Source organism: Acidithiobacillus sp. 'AMD consortium' (assembly GCF_008926505.1).
Taxonomy (GTDB): domain Bacteria; phylum Pseudomonadota; class Gammaproteobacteria; order Acidithiobacillales; family Acidithiobacillaceae; genus Acidithiobacillus; species Acidithiobacillus ferridurans.
The window spans coordinates 1,412,785-1,429,938 of record NZ_CP044411.1; the positions used below are offsets into that span (position 1 = coordinate 1,412,785).

The following is a 17,154-nucleotide window of genomic DNA, read 5'->3' on the forward strand; positions in this document are numbered from 1 at the left end:
GTGGAGACGCGGGCCCGGGATCAATCGTTGCCGGCTGGTCCGTCGTCATGGCCGTCGTCCGAGCTGCCCGGCTGGGAGGCTTCACCCTGTTTCGCAGGATTGCTGCGCCGTCGCCGCCGAGGACGGCGCCGCGAAGTGACCGGAAGTGGTCCCAGCGCGGGCTCCTGTTCCGTTTCTTCGAGGCGGGCGCGTTCGATAAGGGCGCGCCGGCCGTCATGATCTGCGATCTGGAATTGTTCCCACCATTCTACCAAAGTAGCTGGTATTTCTCCGCTCTGGCTGCGCAGGTTCAGGAAATCGAAGGCGGCGCGGAAACGCGGATGGGCTAGCAGCGCATGGGGGCGGCGCCCGCCACGGCGCAGGAAACGCGCCTGTAAGTCCCAGATTTCACGCATGGGTAGGGCGAAGCGGCGGGGGACCGAGACCCGCCCTGCGCACTCGTGCAGCACGTTGGTGGCGGCCTGCTGCAGGGCGACGGTCTCGGGCTTCCCCTGTTGTTCCAGCAACTGTCGTTCCTGCTGCAGGGCAGGCCAGAGCAACGCCGCAAAGAGAAACGCGGGGGTCACCGATTTGCCGTCGAGCAGCCGCGCATCGGTGCCCTGCAAGGCACCTTGCAGGAGGATGCGGGCGGAGTCGTATCGTGCGTCGTCCAGAAGCGCATCCACCTGTGGAAACAGGGCCACAAACAATCCCATCTGGCGCAGGTGCTCAAAGCTGGTCTGCGCATTGCCGGTCAGGAAAAGCTTCAGCGTTTCCTCAAACAATCGCGCCGAGGGCACTTCCTGCAGGAGTTCCCGGCAGGAAGCTATGGGTGCCTGGGCAGAGGCATCCAGAGTGAACCCGAGCTTCGCGGCGAAACGGACGGCCCGCAGCATCCGCACAGGGTCTTCCCGGTAGCGCTGCTCCGGATCACCGATGACGCGCAATCGGCCGGCTCGCAAATCTTCCATGCCGGTGGAGAAATCCAGAATGCTGCGGTCGGCGATATTATAATAGAGCGCGTTGGCGGTGAAATCCCTGCGTCGGGCGTCCTCTTCCAGAGAGCCGTAGACGTTGTCTGCCAATATGCGTCCCGTTTCGCTGTGTTCGCTGGATTCGTCTTTCTTGCCGTTCGCACTGCCGCGGAAGGTGGCTACTTCTATGATCTCGTTGCCAAACTGTACATGGACCAGAATGAACCGTCGGCCGATCAGCCGGGCATTGCGGCGGAATAACTTGCGGACCTGTTCCGGGTGCGCATCTGTTGCGACGTCGAAATCCTTGGGCTCCCGTCCGAGCAGCAGATCGCGGACGCTGCCGCCTACCAGATAAGCCTGAAAACCGGCACGATGCAGGCCATTGAGCACTTGCAGCGCACTGTCGCTGATCTGCAGCCGGGATACGTTGTGCTGACTGCGCGGTGTGACTCGCGCACCGGGGATACCAGGCGATAACGATGAGGGCGCCGCCGCCATTTCGACGGCACCGTCGGGCAGGTTCAACTGCTTGGTAATAAATGATTTTATGGATACCAAGGGCGATCTCTGGGTTGGTAGGCGGTAATCTGGGCGACAGTGTACCTGAAAAGTTAGGGAAAAGCAGTGGTTGCTGAAAAGCGGGTACCTTGAATGCCGGAACGCATATTGGACGTGGCGCCCTGAAAACCCATTCAGGGATGCTCCTGCGGCTGAACCGCCTGGGTGGGATGCTCCCCGCCCCACACTTGTCTGACCAGGTAAATCGGTCTGTGCTTGCTTTCCTCATAGATCCGACCGAGGTACTCGCCGATCACCCCCAGGGCCATGAGCTGTACGCCACCCAGGAACAGTAGGGTAACCATGATGGACGGATAACCCTTTACCGGGTTTCCATACACCAGGGTGCTGATTACCAGCCAGACGGCATAAAGAAAGGCCAACAGCGATACCGCAAAACCCAGATAAGCGGCAAGTTGTAATGGTACCTGGCTAAAGGAAGTAATACCTTCCAGGGCGAGATTCCATAGCCGCCAATAGCTCCAGGTGGTTTTCCCCGCATGGCGGGGCGCACGATGGTAGTACACATTCGTGCTGCGAAAGCCGACCCAGGCAAACAAACCCTTCATGAATCGTCTGCGTTCGGGAAGCGCCTGCAGGGCCTCCAGAACCGGACGAGACAACAGCCGGAAATCACCCGTGTCCGGCGGTATCTCCACGTCGCTCATGCGATTGATGATCCGGTAAAAGACATGCGCAGAGGCGCGTTTGAGCCACGATTCTCCTTCGCGGGAGAGGCGAACGGCGTTCACCACATCAAATCCATCCCGCCATCGGGCAAGAAGCTCGGGAATCAGTTCGGGCGGGTCTTGCAGGTCAGCATCCAGCGGAATGGCGGCTTCTCCCTGTGCGGCATCGAGTCCGGCGGTGAGCGCCGCTTCCTTGCCAAAATTCCTGGACAAATCAATAACTCTGACCCGACGATCCTGGCGATGCAGGGCAATCAACTGCAACAGCGTATCATCTCCGCTGCCGTCATTGATGCAAATCATCTCCCACGGTTCGCCCGATTCGTCCATGACGGCACGGACACGGGTGTAGAGGGCCTGGAGACTCCCGGATTCGTTGTGGCATGGGACGATGATGGAAGCCGTCACGCTGCTGCGTTGCGGGTCTGGTCGTGGAGATGATTGAGTCATCGCAGAAAATTACAAGAGTGCGTCCGCCACGTCAAACGAGACTGGAAAATTCATATCCGCTTCGGTATAGTGCGGAATGCCTTGAACCATGGGGCTGGGACGCAACGGCCCGGCCCCTTTCTTGTTAGGTGAATCACTATGCAACTGATCGGCGAAGCCCTCACCTTTGACGATGTGCTCCTCGTTCCCGCCCATTCGGCGGTGCTCCCCCGTGATGTGCAGATCGCGACCGAACTCAGCCGACGCATCCGACTGAACATTCCGCTGCTCTCGGCCGCGATGGATACGGTAACCGAGGCTGCCATGGCCATCGGACTTGCACAAGAGGGCGGGATCGGCATCATTCATAAGAATATGTCTCCGGACCAGCAGGCCGCTTTGGTGCGGCGAGTCAAAAAGTTCGAGTCTGGCGTTATCAAAGACCCCATTACCACCAGCGCCGATGTGAGCATTCGCGAAGTGTTGCAGGTGATGGCCGTGCATGGAATTTCCGGGGTGCCCGTCGTGGATGGCGAACATCTGGAGGGGATTGTGACGCACCGCGATCTGCGCTTTGAAACACGCATGGATGCCCCGGTGAGCAGTGTCATGACGCCCAGGGAACGACTGGTCACGGTGCCGGAAGGAACCAGTCTGGATGTCACCAAGGCATTGCTGCACCAGCATCGCATTGAAAAAATCCTGGTGGTGAATGACCGCTTTGAATTGCGCGGGCTGATTACGGTCAAGGATATCCGAAAAGCTACTGAACACCCGCTGGCCTGTCGTGATGCGCAAGGCCGCCTGCTGGTGGGCGCGGCGGTGGGCGTCGGCGAAGGTACTGACGCGCGGGTACAGGCGCTGGCGGAGGCCGGGGTCGATGTCATTATCGTCGATACGGCCCATGGTCACAGCCAGGGTGTGCTTGACCGGGTGCGCTGGGTGAAGAATCACTTTCCGGATGTGGACGTGATCGGCGGCAACATCGCTACTGGAGAGGCCGCCTTGGCGCTGGTGGACGCGGGCGCTGATGCCGTCAAGGTGGGTATCGGACCGGGCTCCATCTGTACGACGCGTATTGTTGCCGGGGTCGGTGTACCACAGGTCACGGCCATCAGTAATGTGGCGAACGCGCTGGCGGGTACCGGCGTATCGCTCATTGCCGATGGCGGCATCCGCTATTCCGGGGACTTCGCCAAGGCCTTGGCGGCGGGGGCGCATGCGGTCATGGTCGGTGGCCTGCTCGCGGGCACCGACGAAGCGCCGGGCGAAATCGAACTCTATCAGGGCCGTTCCTACAAGGCGTATCGTGGCATGGGCTCGCTGGGGGCCATGCAGCAGGGGTCTGCCGACCGCTATTTTCAGGATGCCAGTCCGGAGGCCCCCAAGCTGGTACCCGAAGGCGTGGAAGGCCGGGTACCCTATAAGGGGCCGGCCGGGCAGGTGATTCACCAGCTCCTCGGTGGCTTGCGCTCCAGCATGGGCTACCTGGGGGCAGAAGATTTGTCGGCCCTGCGCAGCCGTGCCCGCTTCATCAAGATTACCCAGGCGGGCGTGCGTGAGAGCCATGTCCACGACGTGAATATCACCAAGGAAGCGCCCAATTACCGGGTGGAGTGAACCATGCAAGAACGTATCCTGATTCTCGATTTTGGTTCGCAGTTCACTCAGCTTATTGCGCGGCGGGTGCGCGAAGCTCACGTCTATTGCGAAATTCACCCCTACCATATGGCGCTGGCGGAGATACGGGCTTGGCGGCCCAAAGGGATCATTCTGTCCGGAGGGCCATCATCGGTGCACGATATCGATGCCCCATCTGTTGATCCTGCCCTGTTTGCCATGGGCTTGCCAGTCCTCGGTATTTGCTACGGCCTGCAGTTGATGGCCCAGTTATTGGGCGGGCGGGTAGGCAAAGCGGAGCATCGGGAATACGGCCGCGCGCACCTTCAGATAAAGGAAGCGATCGGCCCGTTGTTACCCTTTGGGGCTGCAGGTGCTGCCGAAGAAGTCTGGATGAGTCACGGCGACCGGATAGAATCCATGCCCGATGGTTTCCGGGTGCTGGCCAGCAGTGCCAATTCACCGCTGGCAGCCATTGGCGACCCGGCGCGAAACTTTTATGGTGTACAGTTCCATCTGGAGGTCGCCCATACCCCCCGCGGCGCGGAGATGCTCACGGCCTTCGTGCGCGGCGTATGCGGCTGCACCGGCGACTGGACCATGCACTCTTATGTGGACACGGCAGTGGCGACGATCCGTGCCCAGGTGGGTAAGGGTCGGGTCATCGCCGCGCTTTCCGGCGGGGTGGATTCGGCCGTGGCAGCGGTGCTCATTCATCGCGCCATCGGCGACCAGCTCACCTGTATTTTTGTCGATAACGGGCTGTTGCGCTTTGGGGAAGCGGAGAAGGTGGCGACGGTTTTTCGCAATTACTTTCAGATTCCCCTGCAGGTGGTGGATGCCCGGCAGCGTTTTCTGGAGGTGCTGGCGGATGTCGCTGATCCCGAAAGGAAGCGCAAGGCCATCGGTAAACTGTTCATCGAGATTTTTGAGGAAGAGTCGAAGCATCTGGAAGGCGCCGACTTCCTGGCGCAAGGCACCCTTTATCCTGACGTGATCGAGTCCATTTCGTTCAAGGGGCCCAGTGCGACCATCAAGTCTCACCATAACGTGGGTGGCTTGCCGGAACGCATGCACCTGCAACTGGTCGAGCCTTTGCGGGAACTGTTCAAGGACGAAGTACGGGAACTCGGTCGTGAGCTGGGCATGCCCGAAGAAGTGATCCGGCGTCAGCCCTTCCCGGGGCCTGGTTTGGCCATCCGCTGTCTGGGGTCGGTTGATGAACATCGCCTGGGAGTCCTGCGCCGTGCCGACCGTATCGTCATGGAAGAGATCCATGACGCCGGATTGTATGACCGCCTCTGGCAAGCTTTTGCGGTATTGCTGCCGGTGCGCAGTGTCGGCGTGATGGGCGATGCGCGGACCTATGATGAAACCGTCGCCTTACGCGCGGTGGAGTCGGCGGATGGCATGACCGCAGATTGGGCGCACCTACCCTATGAAGTGCTGGGACGCATCTCCACCCGAATCATCAACGAGGTCGCCGGGATCAATCGCGTGGTTTACGATATATCATCCAAGCCCCCGGCCACCATCGAGTGGGAATGACCAGACGGTAAGTAAGTATATATGGCGGCAATTGGGTGTTTCTCTGCGGCCTGAGTTGCCGTTATGTTTTATGAAAAATCCGCCGTTGCCGACTTTCGACCATGTGCGTCTTCCCTAGCGCTTTTCCGCATCATTTATCGCTTTACGCCATACCGTCTTATGGTTTTCTCGCATTAATTGTTATGCTGACATACGCTAATTATTTTGTACATTAAATAGACAGCGTTGACATTTTTTGTAAGAAATGTAATAATAAAAAATATAAATATTCATCAGTAATACATATTAAAAATATTCGGTGTGGCTGTAACGCGCAATTCCTTGGTCATTCTGCACCGTGATATTCACCACATGTCGGGAGAAATCATGGCATCCATAACGCTCCAGAATATAAAAAACAGGCTGCGGCGAGAGGGTTCTCTGCAAGGCCTTATACTCGCCTGTGTGGGCGCTTCAATTGGCTCTGGATGGTTGTTTGGACCACTGTATACGGCTCAGCAAGCAGGCCCATACGCGGTCGGTTCATGGATGATCGGCGCCTTCGCCATTCTTTTGCTGGCATTGGTTTTTGCGGAACTTGGTCCGCTGGTTCCCCGGGCTGGAGCAGTGGTTCATCTGGCCCACGTGGGCAACGGCCCGATCATTGGCCATATGTGGAGCTGGATTCTCTTTCTCTCTTACGCCACCATCGCGCCTATTGAAGTTACGGCCATACTGACCTACGCCAATAATTACCTGCCGGGATTGCTGCAGCAGCATTCTGACCTGCTCAGCGTCACAGGTTTCGCCGTCGCGCTGGTGTTGCTGGCCTTCTTTGTTGCCATCAATTTTCTGGTGGTGCACTGGGTGTTGAAGATCAACAATGGCGCCACCTGGTGGAAAATTTCGATTCCTGTGCTGACGGTTGGCGTGTTGCTCGCCACATCGTGGCACCCCGGTAATTTCGTGGTGCATACCCAGAATGCCACGGCCGATTTTCACGGGATGTTCGTTGCCGTAGCCACCAGCGGTGTGATTTTCAGCCTGCTGGGCTTTCGTCATGCTGTCGACCTGGCTGGGGAAAGTAAAAACCCGAAACGGGATATACCGATCGCCGTTATCGCATCTGTCTTGATTGCATCGGGAATTTATGTCGCCTTACAGATAGCTTTTATCGGTGGGATACATCCTGCCGATTTGGCGGCAGGAGGCTGGCGACATCTACGTTTTTCTGGAATCAACGGTCCTTTTGCCGCCCTTGCTGCCGCGGTGGGAGCTGGCTGGCTGGCCGTGCTGCTGTACGTCGATGCGTTTGTATCACCGGGCGGGACCGCATTGATTTATACCACCACCGCAGCCCGGGTTACCCTCGCGACCGCCGATACCGGAGCAGCACCCAAGTGGGTGGCACACATCAATCGGCATGGGGTTCCCTGGGCCAGCCTGATTTTGCTGTACGCTGTCGGTGGGCTGTTCTTTTTTCCGTTTCCCTCCTGGCAGAAAATGGTGGGTTACATCGCTTCTATGACGGTACTGTCCTATGTCATCGGTCCTGTTGCGCTGATTCAGCTGCGTCGTGCAATGCCTGATCTGGAGCGCCCTTTTCGCTTGTGGGCAGCACCGGTCATCGCCCCGCTCACCTTCGTCGTAGCCAGCTGGATCGTATTCTGGTCGGGTCTGGATACCCTGAATTTTATTTTCGGCACCTTGTTTGCCCTGCTCATCTTTTATGCCATTACCGGCATCTGGCGGAAAGGCAGATGGTCCGCAATGGGGTGGCAGTATATGTGGTGGATTATTCCGTATTTTTTGGGTTTGTGGGGAATCAGTTGGCTGAGCCCGGCGGTTCTGGGCGGAACGGGGGTGCTTGGATTTTTTCCCGGCATGGCGGCAGTGGCCGTTTTGAGCCTGCTGATATTTTATGTGGCCATTCATCAGGCGGTGGCGGACAGTACCATGAGAGCGTACATGCAGCATTTTAGAAAGCGGGAGGCGGATGCGCCGTGAGCAGCATGTAAGTGAGTGACGGTACTACCGGCATGGACTTACCTTTTTCAATAACGAATCTATTTGGTAAACAGGAGAGATGCATGACGGACCGCATCGGGAAAAAACGGGCAAAAGAACCTAACCGATGGTCAAATCGTTCAAATCTGCAAACGGATGCGAAGCGTTGGGTGATTAAAATTGGCAGCAGTCTGCTGACGAATGACGGCCAGCATCTGGACACCACCGCGATACGCGCCTGGGTGCAGCAAATTCTGCAGTTGCATCAGCGTGGTGTAGAAGTGGTACTGGTGTCCTCCGGATCAGTAAGCGCTGGAATGCAACGTCTGGGCTGGACAGATCGGCCGGTTTCACTCAAAACCCGACAAGCCGCGGCCAGCGTCGGTCAATCCGCTTTGATACATACCTATGAGAAGATGCTGCAGGAATGCGCGCAGCCCGAAAATGACCGTTTATACTGCGGTCAGGTGTTGTTGACCCACGATGATCTTCGTACCCGTCGGCGCTACCTGAATGCACGCTCCACGTTACGTACGCTGCTGGACATGAACGTGCTGCCCATCATCAACGAAAATGACGTGGTTTCTTACAGTGCGATCAATCTGGGCGACAACGATACCTTGGCGGCATTGGTGAGCAATCTGCTGGATGCCGATATCCTGGTCATTCTTACCGATCAGGCGGGACTGTATGACGCTGATCCGCGCAGTCATCCCGAAGCAACGCTCCTGACGGAGGTCGGTGCGGGTGATCCGATGCTGGAGCGCATTGCCGGGGGAGGAGGTTCCCGGGTGGGAACGGGCGGTATGCTGGCAAAGGTGCGTGCTGCTGCACGTGCCGCGCGTTCTGGTACGTCGACGATCATTGCAGATGGACGCGGTCCGGAAGTCTTGCCACGCTTGCAGCAGGGGGAAGCGATCGGCACCTTCATTCATGCCCGCTTACCTAAACTGGCTGCGCGCAAGCGCTGGCTGGCCGGGCATCTGCGCAGCCACGGAGTGCTGCATCTGGATCAGGGAGCGGCCCAGGCGATTCTGGAGGAGGGAAGCAGCTTACTGCCGGTGGGCGTTATCGCGGTAGAAGGCACATTCCGGCGGGGCGATTTGGTCCTTTGCAAAGATCCGTTGGGGCGGGACATCGCCCGCGGTTTGATCAATCTCGACGCGCCGGTCGCTGCCCGCTGCTGCCGGAAGCAGAGTCATGAACTGGCGGATGATCCTGAGGTGCTGGAAGATGTGTTGATTCATCGTGACAACTTGGTAATCAACGACTTGTTACTCTAAAAAGCGGTGAGTCGGCGGACAATCCCGAAACGATAGGGCATATACCGATGCGGACCCATCGCGATAACCCGATGGCTAATGCGCCCTTGTTGGCTGAGCCACGTTCTCATCCGCAGGTAAAGTCTGGTCGGGGATAATGTGGACGTCCTGCTGCTGGTGTGCCAGTGTTACGTTATGGCGGAGCAGACTTTCCACCACGGAAGCACGCAGGTCGGTCTGCACGTTATAACTCTTGTTACAGTCGTCCAGATACACCCGCAGATAGAATTGCAGTGCATTTTCGCTGACATCCAGCAACAGCGCGGTGGGCGGAATGCCGCGCGGATCATCTTGCAGGACGTCGGGATGATTTTGACCTTCCGCTACCAGCAACTGCTTTACCAGCGGAATATCGGCATCATGGGCAATGCTGAAGGGGATCATGAGGCGCAACACGCTATTTGTGTACATCCAATTGGTCACCTGGCCAGAGATCAGTTCAGAATTAGGAACGAAGACTTCAGTGCGGTCAAAAGTAAGGATCAGGGTATAACGGATGCTCATCTTCTGCACATATCCCTGAGTGGTACCCACCTGAATCCAGTCACCAACACGAATGGGACGCTCCAATAGCAGAATCAGACCAGACACAAAATTATTGACGATATTTTGCAGGCCAAAGCCAATGCCTACCGATAGGGCGCCGGCGACGATGGCAAGGTTACCGAGTGCGACGCCGGCCGTGGAGAGCGCAATCAACACCGCGATAATGAATCCAGTATAACGGAGGATGGATAATACGGAGTGGCGAGCTCCGCTTTCCATGTGGCTGATAATCCGCGAGTTATCAGACAGGTATTTCTGGACCAGGGCGTTGATGTTGAACAGGATGGCGAGCAGTATCGCGGCGATCACCCAGCGGAAGGGCTGGATGTGAAAACCGGCAATGGTGAATCCGGTAATAAAATATTTCCAGATCAATGTAAATCCTGTATGGGTCAGGCCCCAGGCATGCAGGACGAAGGCGGCAACCCCCAACCATACGGCGGTGTAACTGATTGTGCTGAACCAGGTTATCCACGGCAGCTGCTGATCTTCCTTCAGGCGTAGGCGGCGGCGCAGGAAATGTTGCCAGAGACCGGATTTTTGTGCCGCCCGCATCCAGAATTCGGCAAGCCCCCAGGACAACAGGAACCCCAGGCTGAGGGCCAGCAGGGACGTCAGCAGGCCGAAGAACAGATAATCGGAAAGGTTGCGATAACCGGACAGCGTACATATGGCGGTACCGATCAAGGCCAGAAGTAGGGCCATCCTGGGCAGCGGATAAGCTCGGAAAGGTTTTTGCACGCCAGTTCGCCAGACCAGCCATAACACCGCGCCGAGGAGGACTAGATGGTATGCGGACACGAAAAAGGCTCGGTCTGCTGCTGACAGGGGATCCTGAGGGGAAATGCCTATCCACACGAGCCCGAACAGGGAGAAGAGGGCAATGAACCGCAGGGTTCGCAGTGCGGAGCGCAGCGTTTGCTGCTCCCAGGAAAAATGGCGACCGACGATGCCGGACGACCGCAGGGCCCATGCCAGCAGCATGGAGATAGCGGCATAGGTGCCCCAGGTGCCGAATATGAGGGCAATGAGGGGCGAAAAAGTGTCTGTAATATAGCTTGAGGCGGCAACTGCGGCGACGCCTCCCAGCAAGGGCGCATAGTGGTAGAAAATACGCTGCGCATCGGACAAATCCAGCGTGCGGTGTATGGCCTTGGCCAAAGGCACCCGCAGAAACGACAGCAGGGCGAACAGGAAGATGCCGATCCCGGCGGAGAGTTGCAGGCCCTTCTGGGCAAAAATGGGATGTTCATTCCAGGTAAGCCAGAAATGCTGCTCGTCCACCCAGGTGGTGGCAGAAATAGACAGAAGGGCCATGGCCTGCTGCCAGATATTGTGATCATGGCGCAACAGCATTTGGGCCAGTAGCGCATCCCGTTTTTTGCGGATCTGTTGGCTCAGATCCGCGCTCGCAATGGCGAAAATCTTACAGGTGGCGAGTTCTCCGCTGAGTGTTTTCTGCTCGTTCTGCAGCTTCTGGCGCAAAACCGTCAGATTTTCCGGTTCGCCGGCGACGGCGGGTCCAAGAATGCCCAGGGCCTTGTCTGTCTGGCTTAGATTGCTGTTTTTTTCGGTCATGCAGGCGTCTGCATCATGGCCAATAGCGGTTACGCTTTTCTGCCAGTTCTGAAGCTGTCGCGTATCGGCATGCTGTGACAGCCCGCGGTGGATGGCCTGCAGCGTTGCGTTGGCCGTCGAAAGCTGCAGGCTGGATGCCTGGGCCAGCAGCGGAACCGTCCAGATTGCAAGAAGCATCCCCAGCAGAAAATAGCCTGAACATGAACATCGCCCGTTGTCAGGCGTGCCATTGTCGATCGGCCCAATGCTTATCCGGTAGATCACGCGCATCTCCTTCCTTGAACTCTTCCCCACCTGCCAGTAGCTGGGCTTGGGTAAAAAATCGTTTGTTACGTTATCACAAGGTACGGTGATGTGCTCCCACCGCATGTAGTTCTGTGGAAACGCTCCAACTATTTATTTATTCACTAAAAATAAATCGGAGAGGATTTTGTGTCGGGGGCTGACGACAGGATTGCAGGTATTTGGCGCATATGGCAGAAGTTTTGCGTTGCGCGCTGTTTGGTCCGTTGTCCGCAAAAATGCGCATGACCTTGTATATGCATGCGATCTTCGCCGCTGGCTGCTGTACATTCTGCGCGATGGCACGGTACTTGCTTAATTCACTACGCATCCGACGATCCAAAAGGAACAGCCATGAAAAAGTCCATCTATAATACCCTGTTAACGATGCTGATCGCCGCACCTTTTGTGGCCTTGGGGAGTTTTGTGAATACGGTGACCCCCGTTGCCAGCCCCACGCATAGCGCATCTGCCCAACCGGTGTTGCAATCCGGTTTGCAGGCAATCAGTGCCGCGGGCCAGGTGGTGGGCCATGTGGAACAGGCTCAGTGGCTGAAGCTGACGCCCGCGTCACCGGAGGAAGGGACGCCGGTAGGCGAAACTGCCGGCGTGGTGCGGACCTGGTCCGTATGAGTCATACCCGACCGGCGTGTGCCATGCTCAGCCGAGTATGGCGCGGCGTGCGCCGTGGCTGAGCAGGGGGAGTGCCGCCCTTTGCAGCAGGGGGGGCAAGGCGACGGGTTTGAGCAGCATCTTGATGGCCATATCGAAAGGGTAATAGCGATCTATCCAGCCGCCTATGCGTTTCCGGAACGCGGCAAAGTCCTCTACGAAAAACTTCTCTCCCGGATTTTTCACTTCAAATGCATTTTTGATCGCCAGATAACTGTCTTCCTGGTCTGCTTCCACTACTCGTTTCCATAGTTCGCGGCCGATACGCCAGCGCGAATTTTTTTCGGCGGCCTGATATTGCCTGAAAATTCTATAAAAATATTTGTAGTGGCGAACTTCGTCAGCGCGGATATGTGCGGCGATCTGGCGCAGTACCGGCTCCGGGCTCGCCGCCTGAATCATCGTGTAGAAGCTGGCTGTACCCGTCTCGACGACACAACGCGAAGCCATCTCCAGCGCGTGAGTGGGTCCGAGCAACTCCGTGCGGCAGTAGGGCGCATACGCTTCCACGAAGCCCTGATACGCACGTTCCCAGTCGAAATCCGGCCAGACAAAGAGCACGTACTGGCGCAGCGCGCGCCCATGCTGTACCTCTTCCATCTCCCACTCCTGGTGCAACCAAATGGTGGCACCGACATTTTCCTGGTAATACTCCACCAGGTTGCGGGTATAGAGATCGGAGAGCGTTTCTACAAAAGAGGCGCCGGCTAACAGGTAAAACCAGTCGGCGTTGCCGATGATCTTTTCTTTTTCAACGGTGGCATAGGGAATGTCGGTCAGGGACCAGGTCGGACGAACGCTATCTGCGGGCATTGTGTTGGCCGCCTCCTTGATCTGCGGTTGATAAGACCTGTAACTATAGCGCAGATCTGGCGGGACCGCGCGTGGCTGACGTATTATTCCCCCGATACCTGCCCAGGGCAGGTAATGTCGCATTTTCAGGAGGTCGTCATGGCGTTGTGTGTGGAGTTGCATCCCGTGAACCCGCAACCGCGATTGCTGGCGCAAGCGGCTGAAGTGTTGCGCGGCGGGGGCTTGCTGGTTTATCCAACAGATACTTGCTATGCCTTGGGCTGTACGGTGGCGGCACGGGAATCCCAGGACCGGCTGCGGCGCATCCGGCAACTGGATTTGCAGCATGACCTTTCGCTACTGTTTTCCAGTATTTCTCAGTTGACCGACTATGCCCAACTGGACGATCGCGCCTACGCACTGCTGCGGAGAATCCTGCCCGGACCTTATACCTTCATCCTGCCGGCGACCCGGGATGTGCCGCGTCGCCTCGCCGACCCGAAAAAGCGCAGTATCGGTGTACGCATACCCGCCAGCCCCCTCTGTGAGGGGCTGATTGCGGAGTTGGGAGAACCCTTGATGAGCTCCACCCTGCAGCTCCCCGGTGCATCTGCACCGCTGACGGATCCCGATGAAATCTGTAAAACGATGGGCAATCAGGTGGATATGGTGCTGCTGTCCGGCCTTGGCGGGGTGCGCTGTTCAACGGTGGTGGATTTGCTGCAGTGGCCACCCCGGTTACTTCGCGAAGGTGCCGGTGATCCGGCCGCGCTGGGTCTGGGTGCTGTCGTTTGAGATGTCGGTGTATTAGGCGGGTGGGTCATTACACTGATATACTCCGGCCATGTCTGATGCCGCGCAATTTATCAAAACCTTGGCCATTTGGGCCATTCCTGTACTGTTCGCCATTACCGTGCATGAGGTGGCCCATGGCTGGATCGCCTGGAAGCGGGGCGACCCGACGGCCATGCTCATGGGGCGGCTAACCCTGAACCCCATTAAACACATCGATCCCTTCGGAACGATCCTTCTGCCGGGCATACTGCTCCTGTTTCATTCGCCCTTTCTCTTCGGCTATGCCAAACCGGTGCCGGTCAATTTTGGCGGTCTGAAAGACCCCAAGCGCGATATGGTGCTCGTCGCTATCGCCGGGCCGGCCGCCAACCTGCTGATGGCCTTCCTCTGGACGTTGGTGCTGTGGCTCGGCGGGCATCTTCCCGGTGCCCTGGCCTATCTGGATGAACCCATGCAGTTGATGGGCAAAGCGGGCATCCTGATCAACGTGATCCTGATCATTTTCAATCTGATTCCTATCCCGCCGCTGGACGGCGGTCGGGTGGCTGTGGGGCTTTTGCCGCCGTCCGCCAGCATTGCCCTGAGCCGGATTGAACCTTACGGATTCATCATCCTGATCGTGCTGCTGTTCACCGGCGTGCTCTGGTCTGTGCTGGGTCCCCTTTTTCTGATGATGAGCAACTTTTTTCTGACGATGGGTGGTTGGTGATGAGAGAAATCATCGTTTCCGGCATGCGTCCGACGGGCCGCCTGCATCTGGGCCATTATCATGGCGTACTGAAAAACTGGCTGCGTCTGCAGGATGAAGCGGAGTGCTATTTCTTCGTCGCCGACTGGCATGCGCTGACCACCCATTACGAGACGACCCACGGGATCAGTGATGCGGTTTGGGATCTGCTCATTGAATGGCTGGCCGTGGGTGTGGACCCGGACAAAGCCGTGCTCTTTATCCAGTCCCATGTGCCAGAGCATGCCGAACTTGCGCTACTGCTGGGAATGCTGACGCCGCTGTCGTGGCTGGAGCGTGTCCCGACCTTCAAAGATCAGCAGGAAAAATTGCGCGAACGTGATCTTGCCACCTTCGGTTTTCTGGGCTACCCGCTGTTGATGACGGCAGACATTCTGGTTTATGACGCTCACAAGGTACCTGTGGGCGCCGATCAGGTCGCGCATCTGGAGATCAGCCGGGAGTTGGCGCGGCGTTTCAACAGTTTTTACGGGCGCAGTGCGGACGCTGCGGCTCAGGTGGAAAAGAGTCTGCAGATCATGGGCAAGCGTGCTGCGAAGACTTTCTTGTCCTTACAGCAGCGCTTCCAGCAGGATGGCGATGCGCTGGCAGTGAGCGAGGCAGTGGTATTCCTGGGGGCGCAGGCGGGACTGAGCACTGAGATGCGCGAGCAACTCCTGGCCCATCTGGAAGGCAAAGGCCGCGAAATCCTACGCGAACCACAGGCGCTTTTGACGGCGGCCTCCAAAATGCCGGGGCTTGACGGGCAGAAGATGAGCAAGTCCTATGGGAATACCATCCTGTTACGCGAAGCGCCTGAGGTGGTTCAGAAAAAAATCCGTACCATGCCCACCGATCCGGCGCGGGTGGCACGCACGGATCCTGGCACGCCGGAAAAGTGCCCGGTCTGGGCCTTGCATCAGGTATATTCCGGGCCTGAGACGCAGGCATGGGTCCGCAACGGCTGTACGACGGCGGGTATCGGCTGCCTGGATTGTAAACAGCCGGTAATCGAAGCCGTGCTCGCCGAACAGGCCCCGATCCGTGAACGCGCGGAGTACTGGGCCGCACGTCCAGAACAACTCACGGAAATCGCTCATGCGGGCGCTCAGCGTGCCCGCCAGCGTGCCGCACAGACGCTGGAGCGGGTCCGTGCAGCCATGGGACTGGCCCATGAGCGGCACGACTGCTGAATCCGGCGCTTCGGCTGCGCCTGTAGGGGTTCACGGGCAATCACGGGCAGACCTGCCGGACGGCCTCTTCGTTCCGCCGGATGCCCTGGAACTGTTGCTGGAAAGCTTCTCCGGCCCGCTGGAGCTGCTGCTCTGGCTGATCCGCCGCAACCGCATGGATATCCGCGATATTCCCGTAGCCGAAGTGACCCGCCAGTACCTGCATTATCTGCACGAGGCGCGTCGCCGCAATCTGGAACTCGCAGCGGAATATCTGGTGATGGCCGCCTGGCTGGCGGAGATCAAGGCGCGCATGCTGTTGCCGGTGCGTCCGCTTGGGGACGATGCGGATTTTGATCCCCGGCAGGATCTGGCGCGCCGCCTGGAAGCCCTGGCTATGGTGCAGGCCCAGGCTGCGGCGCTCCGCGCCCTGCCCCAGGCCGGTCGGGATTTCTGGCCGGTCTGCCCTGCGGTACATCCCGATCCGTTTCCCGCACCTCCTCCAGTGTCCCTCACCGATCTGATGAATGCCTGGCGGGCGTTGCTGCTGCGCCCGCTCCGCAGACTATCCCCCGCCCATACCCTGGTGCACCCGCATATGGGACTACGGCAGCGGATGGTGGAGGTACTGTTGCTTTGTCGGCGGGAGTCGCGTCCCTGGTATCTCAATGAGCTTCTGCCGTTTCGGGCGGATCGCCTGGCTCTGGCAGTGTCCCTGTTGGCGGTGCTGGAATTGCTCCGGCAACGGGCATTGGCCCTGGTTGAAAATGAAGATGGGGGCTGGCAGATCGTTGTGCCGGCGGCGCAGGTCTGCGGTGGCTGATGCGTGAAGCGCTCCTGGCATTGTTTTTATCCAGCGCCGAGCCGCTTACTCGTACGCGCCTGGCCGGTATTTTCGACGGCGACCCCGACTGCGTGGGATGGGAGGCGGCGCTGAACACGCTGTTGGCTACCGGCGAGGGACCTTTGCAACTCGTCTGTGTAGCGGATGGCTATCGTCTGCAGATTCATCCGCGTCACAACGCCCTCGTGACGCGCCTCCATGTGGAGCCACCTCGGCCTTTGTCCCGGGCCACGTTGGAAACGCTGGCGGTGATTGCCTATCAGCAGCCGGTGACCCGCCCGGAAATAGAGCACTGGCGTGGGGTTGCGGTCAGCGTGCAGATTCTGCAGCAGCTTCAGGAGCGGGGCTGGATTACCATCAGCGGGCACCGGGATACACCGGGTCGCCCTGCGCTTTGGGTGACAACACCCGGTTTTCTGGAACATTTTTCATTGCCGTCGCTGGCCGCATTGCCGGAGATCGTGACGGTAGACGAGGGACAAATGGATATGCAGGCATAACCGACGGAAACCTTATTAAAAATATATTTGGAAAGTAACAACAATCTAATTTGACGAATTGGGAATGTACCATAATACTCCGGCTAGAATATTCAATTGGACTTGGTAAGCGAGATCTGGTGTTGCGGCTTACCTTGA

Annotated in this window: 14 protein-coding genes; 10 read left to right on the plus strand and 4 right to left on the minus strand. The window is 58.0% G+C overall.

Going from position 1 to position 17,154, the window contains the following annotated elements:
• Positions 1–20: 20 nt before the first annotated feature.
• Both pcnB and F6A13_RS07365 read right to left on the minus strand, forming a co-directional pair.
• Positions 21–1,514, minus strand: coding sequence for a polynucleotide adenylyltransferase PcnB (pcnB, locus tag F6A13_RS07360; protein WP_126605366.1), 1,494 nt, complete (start codon positions 1,512–1,514; stop codon positions 21–23).
• 134 nt (positions 1,515–1,648) lie between these two features.
• On the minus strand, positions 1,649–2,611 hold the full coding sequence (locus F6A13_RS07365) for a glycosyltransferase family 2 protein (protein WP_269149204.1): 963 nt from the start codon (positions 2,609–2,611) through the stop codon (positions 1,649–1,651).
• Between the two features lie 180 nt (positions 2,612–2,791).
• Here F6A13_RS07365 and guaB point away from each other — a divergent pair, with 180 nt between their 5' ends.
• The 4 genes from guaB to proB all read left to right on the plus strand — a co-directional run bounded on the left by guaB (position 2,792) and on the right by proB (position 9,069).
• Positions 2,792–4,252 carry an IMP dehydrogenase gene (gene guaB, locus F6A13_RS07370; RefSeq protein WP_126605367.1) on the plus strand — a complete coding sequence of 487 codons (1,461 nt, stop codon included), beginning with the start codon at positions 2,792–2,794 and terminating at the stop codon, positions 4,250–4,252.
• A 3-nt stretch (positions 4,253–4,255) separates the two neighbouring features.
• Complete coding sequence (gene guaA / locus F6A13_RS07375; RefSeq protein WP_126605368.1) at positions 4,256–5,800, plus strand: glutamine-hydrolyzing GMP synthase; 1,545 nt, start codon at positions 4,256–4,258, stop codon at positions 5,798–5,800.
• A 366-nt stretch (positions 5,801–6,166) separates the two neighbouring features.
• Positions 6,167–7,786, plus strand: a complete 1,620-nt coding sequence (locus F6A13_RS07380; RefSeq protein WP_126605507.1) for an APC family permease — start codon at positions 6,167–6,169, stop codon at positions 7,784–7,786.
• Between the two features lie 83 nt (positions 7,787–7,869).
• On the plus strand, positions 7,870–9,069 hold the full coding sequence (gene proB, locus F6A13_RS07385; protein ID WP_113525699.1) for a glutamate 5-kinase: 1,200 nt from the start codon (positions 7,870–7,872) through the stop codon (positions 9,067–9,069).
• Between the two features lie 75 nt (positions 9,070–9,144).
• On the opposite strand, the gene F6A13_RS07390 is transcribed toward proB, so the two are convergent.
• Positions 9,145–11,502, minus strand: a complete 2,358-nt coding sequence (locus F6A13_RS07390; protein ID WP_126605508.1) for a mechanosensitive ion channel family protein — start codon at positions 11,500–11,502, stop codon at positions 9,145–9,147.
• Between the two features lie 366 nt (positions 11,503–11,868).
• On the opposite strand from F6A13_RS07390, the gene F6A13_RS07395 reads away from it, so the two are divergent.
• Entirely contained in the window at positions 11,869–12,147 is a 279-nt protein-coding gene (locus tag F6A13_RS07395) for a hypothetical protein (protein WP_113525696.1), read from the plus strand.
• A 27-nt stretch (positions 12,148–12,174) separates the two neighbouring features.
• Here the strand turns inward: F6A13_RS07395 and F6A13_RS07400 are convergent, their stop codons facing one another.
• Positions 12,175–12,999, minus strand: coding sequence for a ferritin-like domain-containing protein (locus F6A13_RS07400; protein WP_126605509.1), 825 nt, complete (start codon positions 12,997–12,999; stop codon positions 12,175–12,177).
• Positions 13,000–13,137: 138 nt separating this feature from the next.
• Here F6A13_RS07400 and F6A13_RS07405 point away from each other — a divergent pair, with 138 nt between their 5' ends.
• Genes F6A13_RS07405 through scpB form a run of 5 tightly spaced genes read left to right on the plus strand, consistent with a single transcriptional unit; the run spans position 13,138 to position 17,016 of the window.
• The gene (locus F6A13_RS07405) at positions 13,138–13,773 is read left to right on the plus strand and encodes an L-threonylcarbamoyladenylate synthase (RefSeq protein WP_113525694.1); all 636 of its coding nucleotides are present in this window, start codon (positions 13,138–13,140) and stop codon (positions 13,771–13,773) included.
• Between the two features lie 49 nt (positions 13,774–13,822).
• Positions 13,823–14,482 carry a site-2 protease family protein gene (locus F6A13_RS07410; RefSeq protein ID WP_126605510.1) on the plus strand — a complete coding sequence of 220 codons (660 nt, stop codon included), beginning with the start codon at positions 13,823–13,825 and terminating at the stop codon, positions 14,480–14,482.
• On the plus strand, positions 14,482–15,693 hold the full coding sequence (locus F6A13_RS07415) for a tryptophan--tRNA ligase (RefSeq protein ID WP_113525692.1): 1,212 nt from the start codon (positions 14,482–14,484) through the stop codon (positions 15,691–15,693). The genes F6A13_RS07410 and F6A13_RS07415 overlap by 1 nt, the downstream gene beginning before the upstream one ends.
• On the plus strand, positions 15,674–16,495 hold the full coding sequence (locus tag F6A13_RS07420) for a segregation and condensation protein A (protein WP_126605511.1): 822 nt from the start codon (positions 15,674–15,676) through the stop codon (positions 16,493–16,495). Before F6A13_RS07415 ends, F6A13_RS07420 begins: the two co-directional genes overlap by 20 nt.
• A complete protein-coding gene (scpB, locus tag F6A13_RS07425) occupies positions 16,495–17,016 on the plus strand; it encodes an SMC-Scp complex subunit ScpB (RefSeq protein ID WP_113525690.1) in 522 nt (173 codons plus the stop codon). Before F6A13_RS07420 ends, scpB begins: the two co-directional genes overlap by 1 nt.
• The last annotated feature ends 138 nt before the right edge of the window (positions 17,017–17,154 follow it).